The following is a 25,353-nucleotide window of genomic DNA, read 5'->3' as shown; positions in this document are numbered from 1 at the left end:
TCAGCCAGTTTAGACCATGACCGGCTCGAGCGAAGGGCACGGCATGAAGCTGGCAACGATACCCGGTGGGTTGATCATCGCGGTGATGGCCGCGATCTCGTTCGGCACGTCCGGCGCTCTCGTCAAGCCCATGCTCGAGGCCGGCTGGTCGCCGACCGCGGCGGTCACGGCGCGTGCGCTGACGGCCGGGATCGTGCTGCTGCCGCTCGCCCTGATCTCGCTCCGTGGGCGCTGGGCCGCGCTCTGGCCGGCACGGTGGCGGGTGCTCGGCATGGGCATCGTGGGCGTCGCGGCCACGCAGCTCGCCTACTTCGCCGCGCTGCAAACGATTCCGGTCTCCACCGCGCTGCTGATTGAATTTCTCGCCCCGCTAATTCTGGTCGGCTTCGTCTGGGCGACGACCAGACGGATGCCCCGCCGCACCGTTCTACTCGGATCTGCCCTCGCCGTGGCCGGTCTCGTGCTCGTGATCGGTCCCGGCGCGATTCGCGCCGTCGACCCGGTTGGGGTGCTGTTCGCGTTCGGAGCGGCGATTGCCTGCGCGGTGTTCTTCGTCGTTGCCGCCCGCCCGGCGCAGGGACTGCCGCCGATAGCGCTCGCGGCGTTTGGGCTGCTGGTCGGCGGAGCGGCGCTCGGGCTGCTCGGCATCACAGGGCTGCTGCCGTTCACCGCATCATTCACTGACCTGTCGCTGCTCGGGGCGGAGACGCCCTGGTGGGTGCCGCTGCTGGCGCTTGCGCTCATCAGCACAGCGATCGCCTACGCCTCCGGCATCACCGCGGCGGGGATACTCGGGTCACGGCTTGCGTCGTTCCTCGGACTGCTCGAGGTGATATTCGCGTCGCTGTTCGCATGGCTGCTGCTCGGCGAACTGCTCACGCCGCTGCAACTGCTCGGCGGGCTGCTCATCCTCGGTGGCATTGCGGCCGTTGGCGAGGAGCGGGTGGAGCTCGCCGCCGAGTCCTTGCCGCCGGAGGAGCCCGGACAGCACCATGCGGAACCCAACGAAACGGAGAACGACGCCCCGACCGGCGCCTCCGAGGAGGCACTGGCCGTGGCATCCGCTCCCGCGAACCACCTCAGGCGATCAGAACCGGGGCCGGATCGTTGATCGTGGGCGGGGTCAACACGACCTCGAGGGCGTCGGCTCGACTCAGCGAACCCGGAAAGTTGTAGCGGGCGAAGCGTCCGCTGGGGTCATCCGGCGTCTGCGGCACGGCGATGGACGATCGACGCACGACCTCGGCCACAATTGCGGTGACTGCCGCGGAGGGAACGTGGCCCGTCCTGCCGCGCAGGCGAACGGACGCCCGTGGGCCGCCCGCGGCACCGAATCGGAGCGTGAGCACGCGGGTCTGGGTGCGCCGCCGGTCGACCAGGTCCAGCCGGGCCCACGAGATGTCTGCCAGGGCAGTGACCCGTCGCCCCGCACGCATCTCATCCGTATCGAAGTTCACCCATGGCTGCGGGTAGCGCAGCCGCTGCACGAGGTAGAGCACCACGAGCAGCGGCAGCACAGAGCCGAGGGTGATCAACAGGCCCCACCAGACCGCGATATCCAGGCTTTGAGCGACCAAGGATCCCAGGTTGAGCGGCAGGATGGCCACGAGCACACCGTTTAGCGGAGTCGCGGCGAAGGCGCCCCACCAACCCGCCCGGTCGAGTGGCAGCCATCCCGACGGAAGTGCCGTTGAGTTGTGCGCGCCCGTTTCGCTCATGCGTGCAACCTACCAGCGGCCGTCCGCGTCCGCTGGATGGGGACCGGCGGCGAAGACCGAGGCATTCGCCGTCAGCGGGTGAGTGGAAACGCGTTGGGCCGGGGTTACTGCGCGGGAGCCGCGGCGGTGGGACCGGTGCCCAGAATGTCGATGACGAAGACGAGCGTGTCGGTGCCGCTGATGCCGGCATCGGGCTGACCGTCGGCGCCGTAGCCGTCCGCCGGGGGGATGATGGCGAGCACCTGGGAGCCCACCGTCTGGCCGACGAGGGCGGCGGCGAAGCCCGGAACCACGTTGGCGGTCGGCAGGGCTGCCGGGCCGTCGGTCTTCCACGACGAATCGAACTCTTTGCCGGTTGCCCAGAGCACGCCGGTGTATTCGATCTGGGCGGTGTCTCCGTCAGCGACAGGCACGCCGTCGCCCTTCTTGAGCGTGGCAATGGTCAATTCGCCGGGAGCCTCGGTGTCGGGGATCGCGATCGTGGGTGCACCGTTGTCGGCGAGCGTCACGGTCGGCAGGCCGTCGGCAACGGGCTGGTCCACGCCGTTGGCCTTGGCCGGCTGAATCGAGTTGATGTCGATGACGAAGACCATCGAGTCCGTGGCGCCGAGGCCGAGGTCGGTCCAGCCCTTGTCGCCGAATCCGTCGGAGGGCGGCATCACGGCGACGACCCGGTCGCCGACGACGGAGCAGTTCACGGCTCGTACGAGTCCGGGAACGTAGTTGTCGGCCACGGTGAGGGACACCGACGTGGCTTCTGCGCCGTATCCGGTGGAATCGACCTTGTCACCCGTGGCGCCGTCGAAGGCCGAGAACGACACGTTCACGACCGAACCGGCCTTGGTCTTCTCGGTTCCGGTACCCGCGATCGCGACGGTGCGCTCGGTCGCGGTGGTGGTGACGGGCGCTTCCATCGTCACGGCCGGCTCCACGCCGAAGTCGCCGGTCACGTCGATGGCGTCTGAGACGCTGCCGGCATCGGTGCACTCTGAGGTGGGAGACACCGTGCGGTCGGCGGTCGGGGCATCGGAGCCGTCGGGGGCGTTGCTGCTGCTGCTGCCGCTGCAGGCGGTGAGAACCGCCGTGAGGCCGAGCGTGGTGACAAGAAGGGCAAGTTTTTTGGACACGGGGCTCTCTCTACGCGAAGGATGTCTGCGTCAACACTCGCACGCCCCGGCTATGAGGTCGCTGAGTCCCGGCGGCGCGGCGACTTCAGTCGTCGAGCCCGCGCGCGGCGAGGGCTTCCCCGAGGGCGTCCGCCGCGTACAGCGACCGCACCACAACGGGGACGGCGAGGGCGAGCAGCGAGCCGCGGGTTCCCCTGGCCTTCCTGGCCTCGAGCACCTCGCGCACGATGTCGGTGACGAGCGGAATGCAGCGGATGGTCAGGGCCACGAGCAGCCCGATCCGCTCGGAGTCGACCCAGCGGGAGAACGGCTTGAGCAGCCTCTCACAGGCCTCGAGCACGGCCGTGACCGTCGTGGTCATGGTGAAGAGGGCCGCCAGCGTCACGGCGAGCAGCAGCCGCCCGGCCATGAGCGTGGCGACGACCCACCCCGCGAGCAGTCCCTGAACGGGCACCGCGATCACCAGGATCCACAGGATCGGAGCGATCTGCGCCGCCGCGGCCCGCACCGGCACACGGGAGCTCAGCACCAGCACGAGTACGAGCGCGGCGGTCACGCCCAGCATCTGCAGGTCACGGGTCGCGCCGAGCACCACCACGAAGATCGACAGCAGCAGGAGCTTGAGGAGCGTGGGTGCCCGATGCACGAAGGAGGTGCCGGGGCTGTAGAGGCCGATCACGGGTGGCCGTTCATGACACCAACGCGCGGTACGCCGACAGGGCCTCGTCGGGCCGGGCGTCTGCCACCACGGCACCCTCCTCGATCACAATCACCCGGTCGAAGTCCTCGAGCAGCTCGAGATGGTGAGTGACCATGATCACCTGTTGGCCGAGCGTCGCCACAAGCTCGGAGATCCGACGAGCGTTTCGGGCATCGAGCAGAGTGGTCGGCTCGTCGGCCACGATGATGTCTGGCTCCGACACGAGCACGGAGGCCAGGGCGAGCAGCTGCTTCTGACCGCCGGAGAGGCGATGCGCGGGATGCTCGGCGTGGGCGGACAGGCCGAAACGTTCGAGGGCGGCCGCGGTGCGCTCCGCGATCTGCTCGGCGCCGAGGCCCCGGCGGCGCAGCGTGAACGCCACGTCTTCCTGCACGGTGGGCATGACGATCTGATTGTCGGGATTCGTGAACACGAATCCCACCCGGCGGCGCACGTCCTTGCCCCGTTTGGCGACGTTGAGCCCGTCGACGGTGACCGTTCCGCTGTCGGGGGTGACGAGTCCGTTGATCATACGGGCGAGCGTGGATTTACCGGAGCCGTTGGCGCCCACGATGCCGATGCGCTGTTCGGTCAGGCGCAGGGTCACATCGCGGAGCACGGTTCGGTCTCCGAAGGCGTGGGAGACTCCGGTCAGCGTGACGATGGGCACCGGGCTACTCGGCCGTGGCCGCGGCGGTGGCGGCGGCCGGGTCGGGAACGGTGGCGACGGGGCGTTTGGCCGGCAGGTCGATCAGTCCCGGATACGCGCGGTGCACCTGGCGGGCCACGAGAACCGTGACGACGACCTTCAGGATGTCCCCGGGCAGGAAGACGACGTTGTTCGCGGCGGCGACCCAGAGCGGAAGCCCGAGGTTGAGTGCGAGTACGGGGATGCCCAGCAGGTAGACGGCGACGATGCCGCCGAGGGCCGTGGCGCCGAGCGCCTTCCACAGCGGGTACCGGGGGAGAAGACGGCGCGTGAGGTAGCCGATGACGACCACGCCGAGCAGCCAGCCGTAGAGATAGCCCGCCGAGGGGCTGATCGTGAACGCGGCGAGGCCGCCGCGACCGCCGGAGAGCAGCGGCAGTCCGGCGAGGGTCAGCAGCAGAAACAGCAGCACCGCGAAGAAGCCCTTGCGCGGGCCGAGAACGGCGCCGGCGAGCATCACCCCGAGTGTTTGAAAGGTGATGGGAACCGCAACCGCTCCGATCGACAGCGCCCCCGGGAGCCCGAGGGCCGCGATCAGGGCGGCGAAAATGGCGATCTGTGCGAGATCGCGGGAGGAGAGAATGCGTGCTGACATGAGTCTCAATCTAGAATCCGGCGACCGCCCGATTCCAGAGAAAACCTCCAAAGAATGCGAACGGAGTTTGTACGCGCCCCGGGTCAGTGCGAGATTTTGCGAATGGGGGAGCCCTCGCCGGCCGCGATCGCGTCGGCGGCACGCACAAGCGCCAGGTGCGACAGCGCCTGCGGCGTGTTTCCGGCCTGATGCCCGTTCGCCACGTCGTATTCCTCGGAAAGCAGTCCCACATCGTTGACCAGTCCCACGAGACGATCCATCAGGGCTATGGCGTCATCGAGTCGGTTAGACGTGGCGAACTGCTCAACCAGCCAGAACGAACAGGCCAGGAACTGGTTCTCCCCGGGCGACAGCCCGTCGACCGATGCGGAGGCCGGGTGCGGTGTGCGGTATCGCAGCAGCAGTCCGTCACGCATGAGCTCGGCCTCGATCAGCGCGACGGTGCCGAGCATGCGTGGATCGGTGGGCGCGCAGAAGCCGACCTGAGAGAGCACGAGCAGCGACGCATCCACCTCGGTGCCGCCGAAATACTGCGTGTAACTGTTGCGGTCCGCATTGAATCCGCGCGCCTCAATGTCGGCGCGCACCTCGTCACGCAAAGCGATCCAGCGATCCAGCGGACCGGGCAGCCCGAACTCGGTGATGCCCCGCACTGCTCGGTCGAAGGCCGCCCAGACCATCACCCGCGAGTGCGTGAACTCGCGCGCCACCCCGCGCACCTCCCAGATGCCCTGGTCGGGTCGTTGCCAGTTGGCTTCAAGAAACTGCATGAGCGCCCGTTGCAGCGGCCAGGAGAATTTGGTTTCGCCCACTCCGGAAACACGAGCGGCATGCAACGCCACCATCACCTCGCCGATCACGTCGGACTGGAACTGGTCGACGGCGCCGTTGCCCACGCGCACCGGACCCGCGCCGCGGTAGCCGGGCAGGCTGCTGAGTTCGCGCTCGGGCAGGTACCGCTCGCCGGAGAGGCCGTACAAGATCTGCACGTCGTTCGGGTCGCCCGCGATCGCCCGGAGCAGCCAGGACCGCCAGGCCTCCGCTTCCGCCTCATACCCGTGGGAGAGCAACACCTCGAGGGTCAGCGACGCGTCGCGCAGCCACACATAGCGGTAGTCCCAGTTGCGTGAACCGCCGAAGTCTTCGGGGAGCGACGTCGTGGCGGCGGCCACGATACCGCCGGTGGACTCGTGGGTGAGCGCCCGCAGCACGAGCATCGACCGCAGCACCTCTTCACGGTACGGACCCTGATCGGTGCAACGAACCGCCCAGCCGGCCCACCAGTCCGCGCTGCTGCGGTAGGCGGCATCCACGTCCACGGCGTGCGGCGTGTGTCGCTCGGCGGGGTACCACGTCATCTGCACGTCCACGGTGTCGCCGGCCGACACGGTGAAGTCGGACACGTGCCGGTGGTCGGCGGCCTGCAGGTGCGGCCCGCGAATGACGACGGCGTCCGGGCCGGCCACCGCGATGAGGCCGTGTGTGCTCTCGTTCGTGAGCTGACGCACCCAGGGGACCGTGCCGCCGTACCCGAACCGGATGCGCAGTTCCTGTTTCATCGCGACGGTTCCGGTGATGCCGCGCACGCGACGCACGAGGTCGGCGCGGTTGTCGCCGTGGGGCATGAAGTCCTGAACCTCGACGGATCCGGTGTCGGTGGTCCAGACCGTGGACAGGATGAACGTGTCGCCGAGGTACGAGCGGGTGACCGTGGCATTCGGTTCGGCCGCGGCGAGAAGCCACCGACCGTGGTTCTCGTCACCGAGCAACGCGCCGAACATCGACGCGGAGTCGTAGCGCGGCAGGCACAACCAGTCAATGCTGCCGTCGAGGCCTACGAGTGCCGCCGTGTGGCAGTCGCTGATCAGAGCGTAATCTTCGATGTTCAGTGCCATCAGACCATAGTGCCATCACCGATGGGAGTCGGCTGGGTGTTGGGTGAGTCCCCGCCGTCAGGCGACGAGTCGCGACTGCTCCGAAGCGGATGGTTGGGCGGAGGGCAGCTGCACCGGGCCGGTGACCGTGGCGCGGGCGGGTTCGGCCCACACCGAGATCGGCGCCGGGGTCCAGGACAACGCGGTGGGCTCGATGACGGCTTCGTCACCGACGACGACGGTGCGTGCCCTGGCCAGGCGTCCCGTCTTCGCGGGAACGACCGCGGGGGCGGCGGCGATGGCTGCGGCCTCGACGACGGCGAGTTTTGCCGTCTCGACGTGGAGGGCGGCGGACAGGTCGCCGGCGATCTCCGCGGCCTTCAGACCGTGGAAGAACACGTCGGTGTCATCGGCGCTGCGGGGGACCAGGGTCCACAGACCGTTCACACCCACCAACTCGCCGATTTTGTGGTGCAGAAGCTCCAGAACCTGTTCGTCGCTCAGGGCCGGCGCGGGTACCGGGGTGGGTACCGGTGCCGACACCGCCAGTGCGGCGGCAACACGACGACGACGACCAAACATGCGAGGCCCCTTTCAGGCGAAAACTGCTCGTCTCCATACTCGGGCACAGGCAGTCTCAGACCGGCCAGACACGCCGGGGAACCGGGGGTTTACTTCTCGATCTGGCGTTTGTTGGCGTCCTCTATCACGTTGCCGATGGCCACCACGGCGCTGAGAGCCCAGCCGAGCCACAACATGGTGAGCCGCCAGTCGCGGGGGCCGTTCCGGGTCGCCTGGACGGTGTTCCACCCGCCGGCGATCACGCCGATCATTGCACTGTTGAAAATGAATTTTCGCATCAAGACCTCCGCGGCCCAGAGTACCGGTCAGACGCGGCGCCGGGCGAATCTCCGGGTGTGGTCCCACTTCGGGCGAAGTCGAGCGTTTCCCGCAACAGGGTGAGCCGCTCATGCTCGCTCGTCGCCTTGCGTGTGTTGATCTCGGCGACGATCGCCCCCGTCCAGTGCGCCTTCGTGAGCATGGCGAGCACCTCGGCCACCGGCTCGTTGCCTCGGCCGGGCACCAGATGTTCGTCGAACACCTTGCCCTCATCGATGGACCCGGTGCCGTCGCAGAGGTGCACGTGGCGAAGCCGGTCACCCAGCGCGGTCGCCATATCGAGGCTGTCGTAACCGCTCAGGGCGCAGTGCGAGAAATCCAGCGTGACCGCGTCGCAGTCCATGGCGGTCGTGTCCCACGACGGTGCATAGGCCCGGAGGCTGCGGCCGCCCCACGTCCACGGAAACATGTTCTCCACGGCGATGTCGACGCCCGAGGTCTCCGTGATCTCGCGCACGATCTGCAGAAACTCCTCCGCGTACCCGGCCTGCCAGCGAAACGGCGGGTGCACAACCACGGTCGACGCCCCGACATCCTTCGCCAACTGCGCCGAGCGTTCCAGCTTCACCCGCGGGTCCCGGCCCCAGACGAAGTGCGTCAGCAGCAGAACCGGCGCGTGGATTGAAACGATGGGGAGCTCGTACCTGGCCGACAGGTCGAGCAGCGACGCGGCATCCTGCGTGCCCTCGTCGCGGGTGACCATCACCTCGATGCCGTCGAAGCCCGCGAGCCTGGCCAGCCGAAAGGCCTGCTCGGGTGGGAGCGGGTAGACGCAGGTGGTGCTCATGCCGATGCGAATCATTGGCGTCAGCATAGTCGCCGTGAATAACCGGTGGATGAACCGATGAGGAGCAATATAACCAGGCAAATTCGGGGTCCCTGATATTGTCGTAGGGCCGCACAGGCGATCAACCAGGTGTGCACTTGGGTGCACTCGGAACGGATGCCTCATTTCTCCCTCAGCCGAACCAGCAGCCCCGATCGGTACCTTCACGTTCGTCGTAGTTTCGAACCGTCTTCCCGTCGATTTTGAGGAAGCCCCGGACGGCCGAATCACCTGGCGCACATCTCCGGGCGGACTCGTGACCGCGCTGGAGCCGCTCATGCGATCCTCCGACGGAGCGTGGGTGGGCTGGCCCGGCGTTGCGGACAGGGACCTCGATCCTTTCGAGAACGACGGCATGTCCCTCGTGCCGGTACGCCTCAGCAGCCAGGATATCGAGGAGTACTACGAGGGCTTCTCCAACGACACCCTCTGGCCGCTGTATCACGACGTCATCGCGCCGCCGAGTTTTCACCGCGAGACCTGGGAGACCTACGTCTCCATCAACCGCCGCTTCGCCGAGGCCGCCATGGCCGCCGCCGCCGAAGGCGCGACGGTCTGGGTGCACGACTACCAGCTGCAGCTCGTGCCACGGATGCTGCGCGACGCGCGTCCCGACCTCGTCATCGGCTTCTTCAATCACATTCCGTTTCCGCCATACGGCATCTTCGCGCAGCTGCCGTGGCGCAAACAGATCCTGCACGGATTGCTCGGCGCCGACGTCATCGGTTTCCAGCGACTGGCCGACGCCGGCAACTTCTCCCGCGCCGTGCGCCGCCTCTACGGCTACTCCACCCGCGGTGTCGTCATCCAGGTGCCTACCGAAACAGGCCACACCCGCCGCGTGATCGCCAAGCACTTCCCGATCTCAATCGATGCGGCCGGGTATGAGGAGATGGCTCGGCGTCCCGAGGTGCAGGCCAGGGCCCGGCAGATTCGCGAGGACCTGGGCAATCCGAAGACCGTGATGCTCGGTGTCGACCGCCTCGACTACACGAAGGGCATCGGACACCGCATCAAGGCCTTCGGCGAGCTGCTCGCCGACGGTCGCCTGAGCGTGGAAGACGTTACGCTCGTGCAGGTCGCCAGTCCCTCCCGGGAGCAGGTCGGCAGCTACATGGCCCTGCGCGACGAGATCGAACTCGCCGTGGGGCGCCTGAACGGCGATTACTCCACCATCAGCCACACGGCGATCAGCTACCACCACCACGGTTACCCGCGCGAAGAGATGGTCGCCATGTTCCTCGCGGCGGATGTGATGCTCGTCACCGCCCTGCGGGACGGCATGAACCTCGTCGCCAAGGAGTACGTGGCCGTTCGCTACGACGGCGACGGTGTTCTCGTGCTGAGCGAGTTCGCCGGCGCCGCCGACGAACTGAAGCAGGCCATCCTAATCAACCCCCACGACATAGAGGGCACGAAGGATGCCATCGTGCGGGCCATCGAAATGCCGCGCCGTGATCGCACCCGACGTATGCGCGCGCTGCGGCGCCGCGTTTTCGACCACGACGTCGCCGCCTGGTCGGCATCGTTCCTGAGCGCGCTGAGCGGGGGAGCGGCCGTGAAGGCCGGGATCTCCGAGGAGCTGGGCTCCGCCCTGAGGGAACTGGCCCGGGCGGAGACGCTGCTCGTTGCCCTGGACTTCGACGGCACGCTGGCCCCGCACGTCGACCAGCCCGACGATGCCCGTGCCGTGGAGGGAACCCGCGAGGCCGTGCAGCGCCTGCTCGACCTGCCCGGGGTGCGGGTGGCATTCGTGTCCGGCCGGGCGCTCGTGAGCCTGCAGCACGTCGCCCAGCCGCAACCGGACGTGCTGCTCACCGGCTCCCACGGCATCGAGATGAAACTGGACCATCCCGACATCGAGCTCAACCTGGTGTCGGCCGAACTTGAGCAGCTCGACATTCTCGCCCGGGTGCTCACGGGCATCTCCGGCTCCGTCGAGGGCACAACCATCGAACGCAAACCGGCCGGAATGGCCCTGCACACGCGCCTCGCCACACCTCAGAACGCGGAACGCGCGCAATCGGAGGCCCGTCGGGTGCTCGGAGACGAGTTGCCGAGCCTGACCGTGCGTGAAGGCAAGAACGTGCTCGAATTCTCCGTGCGGTCCAGCACCAAGGGCGATGCGCTGCAGCTGCTCCGTGCCCACACGGGAGCCGACCGTGTGCTGTACGCGGGCGACGACGTCACCGACGAGGACGCCTTTGCCGCTCTGGGTTCCGACGACGTGGGGATCAAAATCGGCGTGGGACCCACGCTGGCCGGTTACCGGGTGCGCAGTCCCAGTGAGGTCACGCAGCTGATCACCCGACTCGCGGACCTGCGCGGCACCCGGGAATGATGACCGGCGAGACGTTCTAGACTCTGAGCATGCCTGAGATCGATATGAAGCCCCGGAGCCGCGACGTCACCGATGGAATCGAGGCAACCACGTCTCGTGGCATGCTCCGTGCCGTCGGGATGGGAGACGCAGACTGGGACAAACCCCAGATCGGTATCGCGAGTTCCTGGAACGAGATCACGCCGTGCAACCTGTCCCTGGACCGGCTCGCCCAGGGCGCGAAGGAGGGCGTGCACTCCGGTGGTGGCTACCCGCTGCAGTTCGGAACCATCTCCGTCTCCGACGGCATCTCCATGGGCCACGAAGGCATGCATTTCTCGCTCGTGTCCCGCGAGATCATCGCCGACTCCGTCGAGGTCGTCATGCAGGCCGAGCGCCTCGACGGATCCGTGTTGCTCGCCGGCTGCGACAAGTCGCTGCCCGGCATGCTGATGGCGGCGGCTCGCCTCGACCTCGCCTCGGTCTTCCTCTACGCCGGCTCCATCGCACCGGGCTGGGTCAAGCTGTCCGACGGCACCGAAAAAGACATCACCATCATCGACTCCTTCGAAGCGGTCGGAGCCGTCAAGGCCGGCCGGATGAGCGAGGAAGACGCCAAGCGCATCGAGTGCGCCTTCGCCCCCGGCGAGGGTGCCTGCGGCGGCATGTACACCGCCAACACCATGGCGAGCGTCGCCGAGGCCCTCGGCATGAGCCTCCCCGGCTCCGCATCGCCGGCCTCGGCCGACCGCCGCCGGGACTACTTCGCGCACCGGTCCGGCGAGGCTGTCGTCAACATGCTGCGCCTCGGCATCACTGCCCGGGACATCCTTACCCGCAAGGCCTTCGAAAACGCGATCGCCGTCGCCATGGCCTTCGGCGGTTCCACGAACGTCGTGCTGCACCTGCTCGCCATCGCCCGCGAGGCCGAGGTCGACCTCACCCTCGACGACTTCAACCGCATCGGCGACAAGGTTCCGCACATCGGCAACCTCAAGCCGTTCGGCAAGTACGTCATGAACGACGTCGATCGTCGCGGCGGCGTTCCCGTCGTCATGCGTGCGCTGCTGGAGGCCGGTCTCATCCACGGTGACGCGCTCACCGTGACCGGAAAGACCGTCGCCGAGAACCTTGCCGAGATCGACCCGCCCGCCCTCGACGGGGAGGTGCTGCGCACCCTTGACAACCCCATTCACAAGAACGGCGGAATCACGATCCTGAAGGGCACGTTCGCGCCCGAGGGCGCCGTCGTGAAGACGGCCGGCTTCGACGCCGCCGTCTTCGAGGGCCCCGCTCGCGTCTTCGAGCGGGAGCGCGCGGCCATGGACGCCCTCACCGAGGGAAAGATCTACAAGGGCGACGTGGTCATCATCCGTTACGAAGGCCCCAAGGGCGGCCCCGGCATGCGCGAAATGCTCTCGATCACCGCGGCCATCAAGGGTGCTGGGCTCGGCGCCGATGTACTACTGTTAACCGATGGTCGATTCTCAGGCGGCACAACCGGACTGTGCATCGGCCATATAGCACCCGAAGCAGTGGACGCTGGTCCAATTGCATTCGTGCGCGATGGTGATCTGATACGGGTCGATATCGCAGCTCGCACGCTTGACCTACTGGTCGACCCTGCCGAGCTCGACGCTCGCCGCGACGGCTGGGCCCCACTGCCCGCCCGTTATACTCGCGGCGTTCTCGCCAAGTATTCCAAGCTTGTGCATTCCGCCGCTGAGGGCGCAATCACCGGCTAATCAGACTCTCCACTCGTTACCGACTTAGGGACTCGACCTCATATGACCACGGAATCCTCTCCCGTGCCTCTGCCCGTACCCACTGCGCCGCTGACTGCTGCGGAGCCGGAGATCCTGACGGGCTCAGGGGCCATCATCCGCACGCTTGAACTTCTCGGCGTGACCGACGTCTTCGGCATTCCCGGCGGCGCGGTCATTCCGCTCTACGACGAGCTGATGAGCCAGACCAAGATCCGCCATATCCTGGTGCGTCACGAGCAGGGCGCCGGCCACGCCGCGCAGGGCTACGCCTCCTCGACCGGTCGTGTCGGTGTCGCCATCGCCACCTCGGGACCGGGGGCGACGAACCTCGTCACGGCGATTGCCGACGCCTACATGGACTCGGTGCCTATCCTGTGCATCACCGGGCAGGTCTTCTCCACGTCGATGGGAACGGATGCCTTCCAGGAGGCCGACATCGTGGGAATCACGATGCCGATCACCAAGCACTCCTTCCTCGCCCGCACCCCGGAAGAGATCCCCGCGGCGATTGCGGCGGCGTACCACATCGCATCGACCGGGCGTCCCGGTCCGGTGCTCGTGGACATCACCAAGGACGCCCAGCAGAACAAGGCGCCGTTCATCTGGCCGCCCAAGCTGGACCTTCCCGGGTACCGCCCGATCACGAAGGCACACGGCAAGCAGGTGCAGGCCGCGGCCGCGCTGTTCGCTGCGGCCGCTAAGCCCGTTCTCTACGTGGGCGGCGGCGTGATTCGCGCCCACGCCTCGGCCGAACTGCTCGCCCTCGCCGAGACGACCGGCGCGCCGGTGGTCACGACGCTCATGGCCCGCGGTGCCTTCCCCGACTCGCACCAGCAGCACCTCGGTATGCCCGGCATGCACGGGACCGTTCCGGCGGTGCTCGCCCTGCAGGAGGCGGACCTGATCATCTCGCTCGGTGCGCGTTTTGACGACCGGGTGACCGGCAAGATTTCGGAGTTCGCGCCCCACGCGAAAATCGTGCACGTCGACGTCGACCCGGCAGAGATCTCCAAGATCCGCACGGCCGACGTACCCATCGTCGGCGATGCCAAGGACGTCATCGCCGACCTGACCGTGGCCTTCACCGAGGCCTCGGCGGGAACCGAACGCAATACGAGCGCGTGGTGGACGTACCTCAACGGCCTGCGCGAGGAATTCCCGCTCGGCTATTCCGAACCCGCCGACGGCCTGCTCGCGCCGCAGTTCGTGATCAAACGCATCGGAGAGCTGACCGGCCCGGAGGCCGTGTACGCCGCCGGAGTGGGACAGCACCAGATGTGGGCCGCCCAGTACATCAAGTACGAGCGTCCCAACGCGTGGCTGAACTCGGGTGGAGCCGGCACGATGGGCTATTCGGTACCCGCCGCGATGGGCGCCCAGGTTGCCAACCCCGACCGTGTCGTCTGGGCGATTGACGGTGACGGATGCTTCCAGATGACCAACCAGGAGCTCGCCACCTGCACGATCAACCAGATCCCGATCAAGGTCGCGATCATCAACAACTCCTCGCTCGGAATGGTGCGGCAGTGGCAGTCGCTGTTCTACGACGGACGGCATTCGTTCACCGACCTGAACACGGGTCACGGCACCGCGATGGTGCCCGACTTCGTGAAGATGGCCGACGCGTACGGTGCCCTGGGCATCCGGGTCACCAGCGCCGACCAGGTCGATGACGCGATCAAACTCGCCCTCGCCACGAACGACCGCCCCGTCGTCATCGACTTCGTGGTGAGCCGGGACGCCATGGTCTGGCCGATGGTGCCGCAGGGCGTCAGCAACAGCTATGTGCAGTACGCCAAAGAGCACGCACCGACCTGGGAAGACGAATAATCATGACGAGTCACGTTCTCAGTCTTCTCGTGGAAGACAAGCCCGGCCTGCTCACACGTGTCGCCGGCCTGTTCGCCCGACGCGGGTTCAACATCGAGAGCCTCGCCGTGGGTCACAGCGAGATCAAGGGCCTGTCCCGGATCACCATCGCCGTGGACGTCGACGACGTTCCCCTGGAGCAGGTCACCAAGCAGCTGAACAAGCTGATCAACGTCATCAAGATCGTGGAACTCGACTACGCGCAGTCCGTGCAGCGTGAACACCTGCTGATCAAGGTGCGCGTCGACAACACCACGCGTTCCCAGGTGCTGGAGGCCGTCAACCTGTTTCGTGCCCGCGTCGTCGACGTCTCCACGGATGCCCTCGTGATCGAGGTCACCGGTGACACCGGCAAAACCCAGGCTCTGCTTCGCGTGCTTGAACCGTACGGAATTCGGGAGCTGGCCCAGTCCGGGCTGCTCGCGATCGGCCGCGGTTCCAAGTCCATCACCGAACGAGTCTTCAAAAACTAGGTCCCGACACACTCGACTGCCGAACTGTTTCGGCGATCGAGCGAGTCGGGGCGAGACCACAACAACAAGGAGAGAAACACATTGTCTGAGATTTACTACGACAAAGACGCTGACCTGTCGATCATCCAGGGCAAGAAGGTAGCCGTCATCGGTTATGGCTCCCAGGGACACGCCCACGCTCAGAACCTGCGCGACTCGGGTGTCGAGGTCGTCGTCGGCCTCAAGGAAGGATCGAAGTCGATCGCCAAGGCGGAAGAGGCCGGCTTCAAGGTTCTCCCCACGAACGAGGCCGCGGCCTGGGCCGACGTCATCGTCATCCTCGCGCCCGACCAGGTGCAGCGTCACCTGTACGCCGCCGACGTGCTGCCGAACCTGGCCGAGGGCAAGGCCCTCGTCTTCGGACACGGCTTCAACATCCGTTTCGGCTACATCGAAGCGCCTGAGGGCGTCGACGTCATCATGGTCGCCCCCAAGGGACCGGGGCACACCGTGCGCCGCGAGTTCGAAGCCGGCCGTGGCGTTCCCGTGATCGTGGCCGTGGAGAAGGATGCCTCCGGTGCCGCCTGGCCGCTCACCCTCAGCTACGCCAAGGCGATCGGTGGACTGCGTGCCGCCGGCATCAAGACCACCTTCACCGAGGAGACCGAGACCGACCTGTTCGGCGAGCAGGCCGTTCTGTGCGGTGGCGCGTCGCAGCTGATCCAGTACGGCTTCGAGGTTCTCACCGAGGCCGGCTACCAGCCGCAGGTCGCCTACTTCGAGGTGCTGCACGAGCTCAAGCTCATCGTTGACCTGATGTGGGAGGGCGGCATCGCCAAGCAGCGTTGGAGTGTCTCCGACACCGCCGAGTACGGCGACTACGTGTCCGGCCCGCGCGTCATCGACGCGAGCGTCAAGGAGAACATGAAGGCCGTTCTCGCCGACATCCAGAACGGCGCATTCGCCGACCGGTTCATCAAGGACCAGGACGCCGGAGCACCGGAGTTCCTCGCGCTGCGCAAGAAGGGCGAAGAGCACCCGATCGAGGCCACCGGCCGCGAGCTGCGCAAGCTCTTCTCGTGGAACGCGTCGACCGACGACGACTACGTGGACGGCGAAGCCGCCCGCTAGGCGACGCCCGGTAATAGCGCTCAGCACGTCAACGACAGGGTCGGCCGTTCTCGGCCGGCCCTGTCATTGCGTTCGGCACGGTCCTGAACCTGAGCGCGATCGACCCTGACGGGCGCGCACCGGGCGGTCGAGTCGTTCGGATTTCTCGTGAGCCCCGCGGCGGTCGCCGTGGCAAAGCACGGCTGCCGAACGTTCGAGGAACATCCGGTGAACAGACGCCGAAAGCGCTCCGGCCTCGGGACGGGCGCCCCCAGACTTGAGGGCATGAGTCCCTTCAATAGACGTGATCTGCTCCGCTCCGCCGGCGTCCTCGCCTTCGCCGGGGTCGCCACCACGACGGCGCGCAGGGAGTCGGCCCAGGCCGCCTCGCCAACGGGTGCAGCCGTTCCAGGCTTCCAGCACGGCGTTGCATCGGGGGACCCGCTGCCGAGCAGCGTGCTGCTGTGGACGCGAATCACCCCAACGACTGAAGCTGTGCCGGGGTCGGGCGTCGGCCCCGACGTCACCGTGAGGTGGGAGGTGGCCGAGGATTCGGGCTTCCTCCGGATGGCTGCCCGCGGCTCCGTGCGGACCGGCCCCGAGCGCGACCACACCGTCAAGGTCGTGCCGGGCGGGCTGCGGCCCGGCACCGCGTACTGGTACCGCTTCATCGCGGCCGGCGCGACGTCGGCCACGGGCCGCACGCGCACCGCACCGGCGGCAGGGGCCGCCGTGGATCGGCTGCGCATGGGTGTGGTTTCCTGCGCCAACTGGCAGGCCGGGCATTTCTCGGCCTACCGCTATCTCGCAGACCGCGGCGACCTGGACGTCGTGCTGCACCTCGGCGACTACCTGTACGAGTATGCCCCCGGCGAGTATCAGGCCAGGGATGTCGTCGTGCGATCGCATGATCCGGCGGTCGAGATGACCACGCTCTCGCACTACCGACGTCGCCACGCCCAGTACAAGACTGACCTCGACCTGCAGGCGTTGCACTCGGCGGTACCGTTCGTGGTGACCTGGGACGATCACGAATTCGCCAACGATGCCTGGTCGGGCGGAGCGGAGAACCACACGGAGGGTGCGGAAGGCACCTGGTCGGCCCGCCGGGCCTGGTCCCAACAGGCGTATGCGGAATGGATGCCGGTGCGGTTTGAACCGGGCGGGCATATCTATCGTCGCTTCGAGTACGGCTCCCTGGCCAGCATCTCCATGCTGGACCTGCGCACCTACCGCAGCCAGCAGGCGTCCAGCGTCGTCGACCCAGCGATCGCCAGCCCGGCGCGCACCCTGACCGGTGACGCGCAGATGGCCTGGCTGCTCGACGGCTTCTCCTCGCAGAACACCCAGTGGAAACTGATCGGCAACCCGGTCATGATTACGCCCGTGCGATTCCCCTCCACGCTCAGCGCGCAGGAAATCGGCGCGGTCGGGCAACTGCTCGGATCGACCACGATTGACGGCGTCCCCTACAACGTCGACCAGTGGGACGGCTATACCGCAGACCGGAGCAGAGTGATCAGCCACCTGCGGGACAACGCGATCACGGATACGGTCTTCCTCACGGGGGACATCCACTCCGGTTGGGCGTGCGACGTTCCGGCCGATCCCCTGACCTACCCGTCCAATGGCGCCTCCGTGGCCGCGGAGCTCGTCTGCACGTCCGTGACCAGCGACAATCTGGACGACATCATGGGGACGCCGCCACGGACGTCATCCGTTGCCGTCGAGGAAGCCTTCAAGGGAGCGAATCCGCACGTGAAGTATCTGGATTTCGACTCGCACGGATTCTCGATCCTCGAAGTCACACCGGGTGCGCTGCGGATGGACTGGTACGTGCTCTCCGAACGCACCAGCCGCGCAGCGACCAGCACGCTGTCCACCTCGTGGCAGGTTGCCGCGGGAACCCAATCCGTGAGCCGCGTTCTGTGAGCGCGTCTTCGGGTGGCGGACACGCCGGATTCCCGGGCTCCGACCGCCGCCAATTTCTGACGCTGGTCGCGGCCGGTGGAGCCTCCGTCATGCTCTCCGTCGCCGCTGGAAACGCCCTCCCGGCTTCCGCGCAACCGGCCGTCACCCCGGTGCAGTCCCCGCGCACTCGGGTGTATGTGCTGGTCGTGGACGGCTGCCGACCCGATGAGATCACGGCGGGACTGACCCCCCGGCTGGCGGCCCTTCGCACCGACGGAACCAACTTCCCCGGCGCCCGCTCGCTGCCGGTCATGGAGACGATCCCCAACCACGTCATGATGATGACCGGGGTTCGACCCGATCGATCCGGGGTGCCGGCCAACGCGATCTACGACCGAGCGGCCGGCGTCGTGAGGGACCTGGACCGCGCGAGCGACCTGCGCTTCCCGACGCTTCTCGACCGGCTCAGGGAGAAGAATTTCACGACGGGCTCGGTCCTCAGCAAACACTACCTCTTCGGTGTTTTCGGTGAACGCGCAACCTATCGTTGGGAGCCGTCCCCCCTCCTCCCGGTCACGGGACACGCGCCCGACACCGCAACAATGGACGCGCTGATCGCCATGGTCGACTCCGTGGATCCCGATTTCGTGTTCACGAACCTCGGCGACGTCGACAGGGTGGGACACGCCGATGTCACCGGTACGACGGTGCAGGCCGCCCGGACCGCCGCGCTGAAAGACACCGACAATCAGGTCGGCCGATTCGTGGACCACCTCGTCGCCGCCGGAACGTGGGAGAGCAGCGTGCTCATCGTTCTCGCCGACCATTCGATGGACTGGTCCATCCCGTCCAACGTCATTTCTGTGGACCGGATTCTCTCCGAACGCCCGGAGCTGCGCGCACAGATCGCGATCGCCCAAAACGGCGGGGCGGACCTGCTCTATTGGACCGGGCCGTCGGCGGCACGGGACGCCGGCCTGACCGAGGTTGGCACGCTCGTGGCGGCACACCCCGGCGTTCTGTCGATCGCGAACCCGGCCGAGCTGCGGCTGGGCGGGGAAGCGGGCGATCTGGTGGCGTACTGCCGGGCCGGCTGGCGATTCTCTGATCCTTACGTCGTCTCCAATCCCATCCCCGGCAACCACGGCCACCCGGCAACCGAACCGATTCCGTTCTTCGTGGGCGGCGGTAGTCAGAGGGTGGCCACCGGGGTGTCTTCCCAGCCCGCCCGCACCATTGATGTTGCGCCCACGGTGGCGGCGCTGTTCGGGCTCACCGCCCCCGCCGGCGGCTACGACGGCACGGCGCGGACCACGGCCTTCGCCACCTGAACCGCTCGCGAGCTGGAGTGGCCGGGAAGGTCTCGGCTGCGGCCTGCTCGGTGGAATTCCGAGGTGATTGGAACTCCGGGCGGGCGGGAGCATGACAGAGTGGGATCGGTCGAATACGACCGGTCCCACTCTTTTTGTGAGCCAGAGGAGCGGCATGACCGTGACAGACCCGGGTTCTGGAACCGCCGAAGAGCGCGGCGTACATTGGGCGGGCCGAACCGCCGCGCGTATCGCAATGGTGGGTGTCGTCGTCTACGTGCTCGTCGACATTGTGTTGCAGTTTCTTCCGCCGCACTACAGCCCGATCAGCGAGGCAGAGAGCAATCTCGCGGTCGGCCCGTACGGCTGGATCATGAACCTGAACTTTGTCGGACGCATGCTCACCTGCCTCGCCGCCGTGGTGGCGCTTGCGGCCCTCGGCGGCACTGGAATTCTGCGCCGCATCGGGCTTGGGCTTTTCGTTCTGGGCGGCGTCTGTTCCGGGATCCTCGCCTTCTTCCCCACCGACATCCATGCGCCGGGCAAGCCGGGCCTCGCGGCGGAGTCCTCCATCGGCGCCGTTCACCTGGCTGTGGCCAGCACTGGTTTCGTGGCGGTACTGGCCGGAATCTGCATTCTCACCGTGTGGTTGTCGACCAGCGGGGTGGTGCCGCGAGCGCGCCCCGTCGCCCTCGTTTTCGCCGGCGTCGGCGTGGCGGGTGTCGCCTTTCTGGCGCTGACGATCGCCCTGTTTCCCGGTGTGCTGGGCCTCGCCGAGCGCGTGTGCCTGCTGGGAATTCTCGGCTGGGTTTTCGGCGTGTGCCGCGTGATCGCGGTCACCGGCACGCCGCGGCCGCCGCAGTAACGCCGCAGTAACACGGCCGGGTATTCACTGGCGCGATGACGTCGAATCCATCAGGCTCCTCACCTGCTGAGAACGGAGCCGCGGACGAGGACCTGCGAGGTGTCGTCGCGGGAACCGTGCTGTTGCCCGGCGACGCCGGGTACGACGAGGCCCGGCGGGTCTGGAACGGCATGATCGACCGGAGGCCCGCCGCAGTCGTGCGGGCGGCTTCCCCGGCCGACATCGCCCCGACCGTGCGATACGCCCGGGCACATGGCCGGCCGATCGCCGTTCGCGGCGGCGGCCACAACGTCGCGGGCAATGGAACGGTCGAGGGCGGCATCGTGCTCGATCTCGGGGCGCTGAACGCCGTGGACGTCGATGAGGAGACAGGCGTGGTGCGGGTCGAGGGCGGAGCGACGCTCACCGATGTGGACTGCGCCACCCAGCCCCACGGCCTCGCCGTGCCGGTCGGTGTCGTCTCGGGCACCGGCGTGGCGGGGTTGACGTTGGGCGGGGGAGTCGGCTGGCTGACGAGGGCCCACGGGCTGAGCATCGACAATCTCATCGCCGCCCAGGTGGTCACCGCGTCGGGAGCGATCGTGCGCGCGAGCAGCGGCGAGAATTCGGAGCTTTTCTGGGGGCTTCGCGGGGGAGGGGGCAACTTCGGCGTCGTCTCCTCGTTCACGTTTCGGGCGCATCCGCTGCCCGAGAAGGTGTACTCCGGCAACCTCATCTACCGCCGGGACCGCTGGCCGGCTGCTCTGCGAGCCTACGAGACCTGGACCCGCGATTTGCCGGACGCGCTCACCTCGATCATCTCCTTCTTTGTTCCGCTCGCGGACTGGGAGATGGGCGACGAGCCGCTCATGCTGGTGGGGTTCGAGCGGCTCGCTGCCATCAAACGCCGGTACGACCCGGACAACCTGTTCCGGCTCAACCACAACATTCCGCCCGGCCACGCCGGAGCGCACGCCGCAGCAATGCCGCAGTAACGCCGCAGTAACGCGGGCGGGTATTCACTGGCGCGATGATCGCGAAGTATCGTCGCCGGGCCGGCGTCATCACGGTGGCGGTCGTCGTCTGGCTGCTCGCGGGGTGCGCCGGAAACCCGACGGGAGGCTCGTCCGCCGACCCGGTGGCGGACAGCGCCGACCAGCTGCCCGGGCCGGTCGGCCCCGACGATCCCGGGGCGGGGGAGCCTGCCGCACCCGGTTGGCTGCCGATCGGCCCCGCCGGACCGAACGATCCCGCACCCGAGAGCTGGTACTCCCGGCTGCAGAACAAGGACTGCGCGGGGCTGGTCAATCTCAATGCGGACACCTCGGCGCTGTGGACGGCCGCGATCACGCTGTGCGCCGCCGTCGTGAACCAAAACGCGGACGACTGGGCACGGGGCGCGGGACAACTCGCGGCCGTGCCCCGCCCCGCCGCAGCCGACTGCCTCGAAATCGCGGCCTACGAGACCCTGAGCGCGCTCGTCGCGTTCCGGCAGGCTAATCCCGACGTGCCGATCAACCCCGCCGCACCCGCGACGACCGCCTGCCCGGCTGGCGTGACCGGGTTGTCGACGCAGGGCGATTTCGTGACGGACACCGGCCCCGTCTGCACGAGCGGCGGCGCGAGCATCCGCCTGCTGGGGCGTCTCGTTTCGGTGACGGAGGTCACCGTGGGGTCGCACCGTGTTCCGGCACATCTGCGGGCGGAGAACACCGTGTTCTTTGCGGCCCCGGCGGTGGATGCTCCGGGCAGCATGACAGTGACCGCTCGCACCACCGGCGGTACGGTTCCCGGGTCGGCGACACTGGAGTACACGAGCGACTCCGGGCAGGCGGTGGACGGCCCGTGCTCGACGGTCGACACCGGCACGGACCCACCCGTCGATACCGGCCCCACGGCAGACCCCGACCCGCCCGTCGGCACGAATTCCGACGTACCTGCGGACTCGAACTCGGACGGCACCGGACAGGCGGGCTGATGCGCTCGACAGGGGCACAGGGCCGGGCGATGAGGGAGGGACCCCCTGCGGTCGGTCCCGACGCCGGCCGTCCCGGCCCCGCCCTCCCCGGCCCGAACGGCGCTGACCTCGGTGACCCGTATTCGGACCCACCGGGCTCGCCCGCCGCTCCCGTTCCGACCGGAACGCCGCCCGTCGTACAACCGCCGATCGCGCGTGCTGTGGCGGTTGTGTTGGCAGTCGGCCCGCCCGTCACCCTCATCACCGCCCTGCTCTTCTACTTCGGATGGGCGCGCGCCGACACGCAGGCCAAGGCGATGGGACTGGACGTGAGCCTGTTCGGGTACACACCGCAGGACTACATGCTGCGCAGCGTGACCTCGCTGTTCCTGCCGATCGTGGCCCTGCTGGCGGTGGTCATGGTCTCCGTGTCGACCGATCGGGCCCTGCACCAGCGTGTGCACGCCGGGCGGGGCAACGCCGCCATCGCCCGCGGAGCCCAGATCGTGACCGCGGCCGGTGCCGTGGGGGCAGCCGGCATCGCCGTGGCGCTTCTCGTGCTTCCGGGCGACACCCGGATCGTGGGACCGTACGTGTTGGCCGCCCTCGTGTGGATCGTCGCCGCCGCCGTGCGCCTGCGGCGCCACGCGCTCGGCGTGCTCACGGGGGAGCAGCAGCGCGTCGTGGACACGACGCTCGTGATCGCCCTGATCACCATGTTGCTGTTCTGGGGCACGACCGATTTCGCGCAGACCGTGGGGCGGGGTCTCGCCGCCAACTACGAGCAGTCGGTGCAGGCCCTGCCGCACGCCGCCGTGTACAGCACGGGGCGGCTGTCGATCGACGTTCCCCATGTGACCGAAACCGACGTGGGCACGGCGGAGGCCCCTCTGTACCGCTACATCGGGCTTCGGCTCCTCGTCGTGAGCGGGGGCCGCTACTTCTTCCTGCACGATGGCTGGACGCTCAGCGACGGAACGGTCGTGGTGCTTCCCGACAACGACAGTGTGCGCGTCGAATTCGGCAACTGACGCGATTGCCGGGTAGTCGCCAAAGGAACGTAGGGTAGACCGGGTGTGCCGGAGCCGGTGCAGCACCTCACGACGACGTCAGGACCCCAGTACATGAGTTCCAATGGAAATACCGGCGACGGTCTCGCCGTCGCCGATCCGGCCGTCGCAGACGGGCCGCTGCCCAAGTGGAAGATCGTCGGACCGGGCCTCGTGGTCGCGGCGACAGGTGTCGGAGCCGCCGACATGGTGGCCACTCTCGTCGCCGGGTCGCGATACGGGTACGCCCTGCTGTGGGCGGTCGTGCTCGGCGTCATCCTGAAGATCGTCCTCGTCGAGGGCGCCGGTCGCTTCACGCTCGCCACCGGCAAGACCATCTTCGAGGGCTGGCGCTCCCTCGGAAAATGGACGACCTGGTACTTCGGTCCGTACATCATGCTGTGGGGCTTCGTCTACGGCGCCACGGCCATGTCGAGCGCTGCGCTGCCGCTCGTTGCCCTGTTTCCCGCGATTCCGCTGCCCGTCTGGGCGGTCATCATGGGACTGGCCGGTCTCACCATGGTGTGGTTCGGCCGCTACGCGATCTTTGAGAAGGTCACGGCCGTGCTCGTGGGCATCATGTTCGTCACCGTCGTGGGACTCGCCGTCATCGCCGTGCCGGACGTTCCGGCGATGCTCCGCGGCCTCGTGCCGATGATTCCCGACGGCGGCGTGCTCTACACCCTCGCCCTCGCCGGCGGAGTGGGCGGCACCATCACCCTCGCCGCCTATGGCTATTGGCTGCGCGAAAAGGGCTGGTCCACGCCCCGCTGGATGCGCGTCATGCGCATCGACAACCGGATGGCGTACGTGATGACCGGGATCTTCGTGATTGCGATGCTCGTGGTCGGTGCCGAGGTGGTCAGCGCGGCCGGCGTCACCCTCAGCGCGGGCGACAAGGGCCTCGTCGATCTCTCGACGGTACTCAACGAGAAGTACGGCGTGGTGGTCGGCACCGGATTCCTGGTGGGTTTCTGGGCGGCATCCTTCTCGTCCATCATCGGCGTGTGGAACGGCGTCAGCCTGATGTTCGCCGATTTCTGGGGAAACATGCGCGGCAAGCCGTCGGGTCACGCCGACACCCGCGTGGGCGGAAAGTACTTCAAGTTCTACCTGTTGTGGCTCACCTTCCCGCCGATGATCCTGTTTCTGTTGGGCAAACCGATCGGGCTGATCCTCGCCTACGGGGTGCTCGGCTCGCTGTTCATGCCCTTCCTCGCCATCACCCTGCTCGGTCTGCTCAACGGCAAACGCATCCCGGCGGAATGGAAGAACAAGCTGCCCACCAACATCGCCCTCGTCGTGTGCGCGCTGATGTTCATCGTGCTCGGCGTGCAGCAGCTCGTGACCACGGTGGCGCCGCTCGTCGGCGGGTAGTCTCCGCGCGTCGCGGAGCGGGATATTCTGGGGGGATGAATGCCAATCGGGACAATGACGCACTGAGCTGGGGCGGCGAGAACGACCCCACTCTGGACCAGGGGACCGACGCTCTTCCCGAAGGATGGACCGTTCCGCGCGGCGCCGAACCGGCAACACCCGGCCGGGAACGGGCCGCCACGACGCGCGCACCCGAACAGGCGGATGCCGCGGGCTCGGTGATCCTGGTCGTTCTGGGCATCCTCGCCGGTTTCTACCTGCTCTACACCGTGGGCTGGTTCATCGGCGCCTCCCGCATCGAAAACCCCCTCTCGAGCGACCCGGTGAGCGGATTCATGTTCTCGCTCGGCGTCTGGCTCTCGGTGGCCGCACCCCTGCTGTGGTTTGCCGCAACGTTTTGGCTCACCCACAACCATCCGCGGGCGCGGCTCGTCTGGCTGATCCTCGGTGTCGTCGTGCTGGCACCCATGCCGTTTATCTTTGGAGCGAGCGCATGACCGATCACACCGGCGACCGCACCGACCGCACCAACGGCCGTGACAGCATCGAGGCCCCGCGTACCGGTGCGATCACGCCTCCCGGCACATCCGTGCGCTCACCCCGGCGCACGCCGCACTGGCTCGCACTCACCCTCGCCATCGTCTTCGGGCTGTTCTACGCCTACGACGTGTGGGAGGCGCTCGGCAACATTGTGGGCGTGAGCCTGGCCGCCCAGAGCCTCGACACCACGCTGAGCGGTTTCGGCTGGGTCGTGCTGCTCTGGGGCATTGCGATGCCCGCGGTGGTTTTCGCCGTGGCCTTCTGGATGGGCCGCCGGCGCGCCGCGGCCATTCAGGCGCTGCTCTACCTGGTGGGCCTGACCGTCGTGGCCGCACTCTCCCTCGACCTGTTCGTGCTGTTCGGCGTCGGGCGTCTCATCGTCTAACGACTCGCGCGCGG

Annotated in this window: 24 protein-coding genes; 15 read left to right on the top strand and 9 right to left on the bottom strand. The window is 67.6% G+C overall.

Annotation, left to right across the window (positions count from 1 at the left end):
- The first annotated feature begins 43 nt into the window (after positions 1–43).
- The gene (locus AC1MB9_RS10070; RefSeq protein WP_479961822.1) at positions 44–1,111 is read left to right on the top strand and encodes an EamA family transporter; all 1,068 of its coding nucleotides are present in this window, start codon (positions 44–46) and stop codon (positions 1,109–1,111) included.
- Here the strand turns inward: AC1MB9_RS10070 and AC1MB9_RS10065 are convergent.
- The 9 genes from AC1MB9_RS10065 to AC1MB9_RS10025 all read right to left on the bottom strand — a co-directional run bounded on the left by AC1MB9_RS10065 (position 1,080) and on the right by AC1MB9_RS10025 (position 8,425).
- The gene (locus AC1MB9_RS10065) at positions 1,080–1,718 is read right to left on the bottom strand and encodes a hypothetical protein (protein WP_479961821.1); all 639 of its coding nucleotides are present in this window, start codon (positions 1,716–1,718) and stop codon (positions 1,080–1,082) included. The genes AC1MB9_RS10070 and AC1MB9_RS10065 overlap by 32 nt on opposite strands.
- Before the next feature lie 104 nt (positions 1,719–1,822).
- Positions 1,823–2,845, bottom strand: a complete 1,023-nt coding sequence (locus tag AC1MB9_RS10060; protein ID WP_479961820.1) for an FKBP-type peptidyl-prolyl cis-trans isomerase — start codon at positions 2,843–2,845, stop codon at positions 1,823–1,825.
- 85 nt (positions 2,846–2,930) lie between these two features.
- Entirely contained in the window at positions 2,931–3,524 is a 594-nt protein-coding gene (locus AC1MB9_RS10055) for an energy-coupling factor transporter transmembrane component T family protein (protein ID WP_479961819.1), read from the bottom strand.
- A gap of 10 nt (positions 3,525–3,534) precedes the next feature.
- A complete protein-coding gene (locus tag AC1MB9_RS10050) occupies positions 3,535–4,215 on the bottom strand; it encodes an energy-coupling factor ABC transporter ATP-binding protein (protein WP_479961818.1) in 681 nt (226 codons plus the stop codon).
- A gap of 4 nt (positions 4,216–4,219) precedes the next feature.
- The gene (locus AC1MB9_RS10045) at positions 4,220–4,849 is read right to left on the bottom strand and encodes a biotin transporter BioY (RefSeq protein ID WP_479961817.1); all 630 of its coding nucleotides are present in this window, start codon (positions 4,847–4,849) and stop codon (positions 4,220–4,222) included.
- An 83-nt stretch (positions 4,850–4,932) separates the two neighbouring features.
- Positions 4,933–6,747, bottom strand: coding sequence for a glycoside hydrolase family 15 protein (locus AC1MB9_RS10040; protein WP_479964621.1), 1,815 nt, complete (start codon positions 6,745–6,747; stop codon positions 4,933–4,935).
- Between the two features lie 54 nt (positions 6,748–6,801).
- Entirely contained in the window at positions 6,802–7,305 is a 504-nt protein-coding gene (locus tag AC1MB9_RS10035) for a hypothetical protein (RefSeq protein WP_479961816.1), read from the bottom strand.
- Between the two features lie 89 nt (positions 7,306–7,394).
- Positions 7,395–7,583 carry a hypothetical protein gene (locus AC1MB9_RS10030; protein WP_479961815.1) on the bottom strand — a complete coding sequence of 63 codons (189 nt, stop codon included), beginning with the start codon at positions 7,581–7,583 and terminating at the stop codon, positions 7,395–7,397.
- Entirely contained in the window at positions 7,583–8,425 is an 843-nt protein-coding gene (locus tag AC1MB9_RS10025) for a sugar phosphate isomerase/epimerase family protein (RefSeq protein ID WP_479961814.1), read from the bottom strand. The genes AC1MB9_RS10030 and AC1MB9_RS10025 overlap by 1 nt, the downstream gene beginning before the upstream one ends.
- 148 nt (positions 8,426–8,573) lie before the next feature.
- Here AC1MB9_RS10025 and AC1MB9_RS10020 point away from each other — a divergent pair, with 148 nt between their 5' ends.
- The 14 genes from AC1MB9_RS10020 (at position 8,574) to AC1MB9_RS09955 (ending at position 25,339) form a co-directional block, all read left to right on the top strand.
- Entirely contained in the window at positions 8,574–10,790 is a 2,217-nt protein-coding gene (locus AC1MB9_RS10020; protein WP_479964620.1) for a bifunctional alpha,alpha-trehalose-phosphate synthase (UDP-forming)/trehalose-phosphatase, read from the top strand.
- Between the two features lie 29 nt (positions 10,791–10,819).
- A complete protein-coding gene (gene ilvD, locus AC1MB9_RS10015) occupies positions 10,820–12,514 on the top strand; it encodes a dihydroxy-acid dehydratase (protein ID WP_479961813.1) in 1,695 nt (564 codons plus the stop codon).
- 42 nt (positions 12,515–12,556) lie between these two features.
- On the top strand, positions 12,557–14,365 hold the full coding sequence (locus AC1MB9_RS10010; protein WP_479961812.1) for an acetolactate synthase large subunit: 1,809 nt from the start codon (positions 12,557–12,559) through the stop codon (positions 14,363–14,365).
- Between the two features lie 2 nt (positions 14,366–14,367).
- Positions 14,368–14,877 carry an acetolactate synthase small subunit gene (gene ilvN, locus AC1MB9_RS10005; RefSeq protein ID WP_479961811.1) on the top strand — a complete coding sequence of 170 codons (510 nt, stop codon included), beginning with the start codon at positions 14,368–14,370 and terminating at the stop codon, positions 14,875–14,877.
- Positions 14,878–14,958: 81 nt separating this feature from the next.
- Positions 14,959–15,987, top strand: coding sequence for a ketol-acid reductoisomerase (ilvC, locus tag AC1MB9_RS10000; protein ID WP_479961810.1), 1,029 nt, complete (start codon positions 14,959–14,961; stop codon positions 15,985–15,987).
- A 264-nt stretch (positions 15,988–16,251) separates the two neighbouring features.
- A complete protein-coding gene (locus AC1MB9_RS09995) occupies positions 16,252–17,898 on the top strand; it encodes an alkaline phosphatase D family protein (protein WP_479961809.1) in 1,647 nt (548 codons plus the stop codon).
- A complete protein-coding gene (locus AC1MB9_RS09990) occupies positions 17,895–19,208 on the top strand; it encodes an alkaline phosphatase family protein (RefSeq protein ID WP_479961808.1) in 1,314 nt (437 codons plus the stop codon). Before AC1MB9_RS09995 ends, AC1MB9_RS09990 begins: the two co-directional genes overlap by 4 nt.
- Positions 19,209–19,362: 154 nt before the next feature.
- Positions 19,363–20,052, top strand: a complete 690-nt coding sequence (locus AC1MB9_RS09985; RefSeq protein WP_479961807.1) for a DUF998 domain-containing protein — start codon at positions 19,363–19,365, stop codon at positions 20,050–20,052.
- A 35-nt stretch (positions 20,053–20,087) separates the two neighbouring features.
- A complete protein-coding gene (locus tag AC1MB9_RS09980) occupies positions 20,088–21,026 on the top strand; it encodes an FAD-binding oxidoreductase (RefSeq protein ID WP_479961806.1) in 939 nt (312 codons plus the stop codon).
- Positions 21,027–21,061: 35 nt separating this feature from the next.
- A complete protein-coding gene (locus AC1MB9_RS09975) occupies positions 21,062–22,009 on the top strand; it encodes a hypothetical protein (protein WP_479961805.1) in 948 nt (315 codons plus the stop codon).
- 29 nt (positions 22,010–22,038) lie between these two features.
- Positions 22,039–23,019, top strand: a complete 981-nt coding sequence (locus AC1MB9_RS09970) for a hypothetical protein (RefSeq protein WP_479961804.1) — start codon at positions 22,039–22,041, stop codon at positions 23,017–23,019.
- A 93-nt stretch (positions 23,020–23,112) separates the two neighbouring features.
- The gene (locus AC1MB9_RS09965; RefSeq protein WP_479961803.1) at positions 23,113–24,414 is read left to right on the top strand and encodes an Nramp family divalent metal transporter; all 1,302 of its coding nucleotides are present in this window, start codon (positions 23,113–23,115) and stop codon (positions 24,412–24,414) included.
- Between the two features lie 35 nt (positions 24,415–24,449).
- Positions 24,450–24,911, top strand: a complete 462-nt coding sequence (locus AC1MB9_RS09960; protein ID WP_479961802.1) for a hypothetical protein — start codon at positions 24,450–24,452, stop codon at positions 24,909–24,911.
- Positions 24,908–25,339, top strand: a complete 432-nt coding sequence (locus AC1MB9_RS09955) for a hypothetical protein (RefSeq protein WP_479961801.1) — start codon at positions 24,908–24,910, stop codon at positions 25,337–25,339. Before AC1MB9_RS09960 ends, AC1MB9_RS09955 begins: the two co-directional genes overlap by 4 nt.
- Positions 25,340–25,353: the final 14 nt, after the last annotated feature.

This window comes from Cryobacterium sp. AP27 (genome assembly GCF_056680495.1).
The sequence above is the reverse complement of the archived record's forward strand: the minus strand, read 5'-3'. Positions and strand labels throughout refer to the sequence as shown.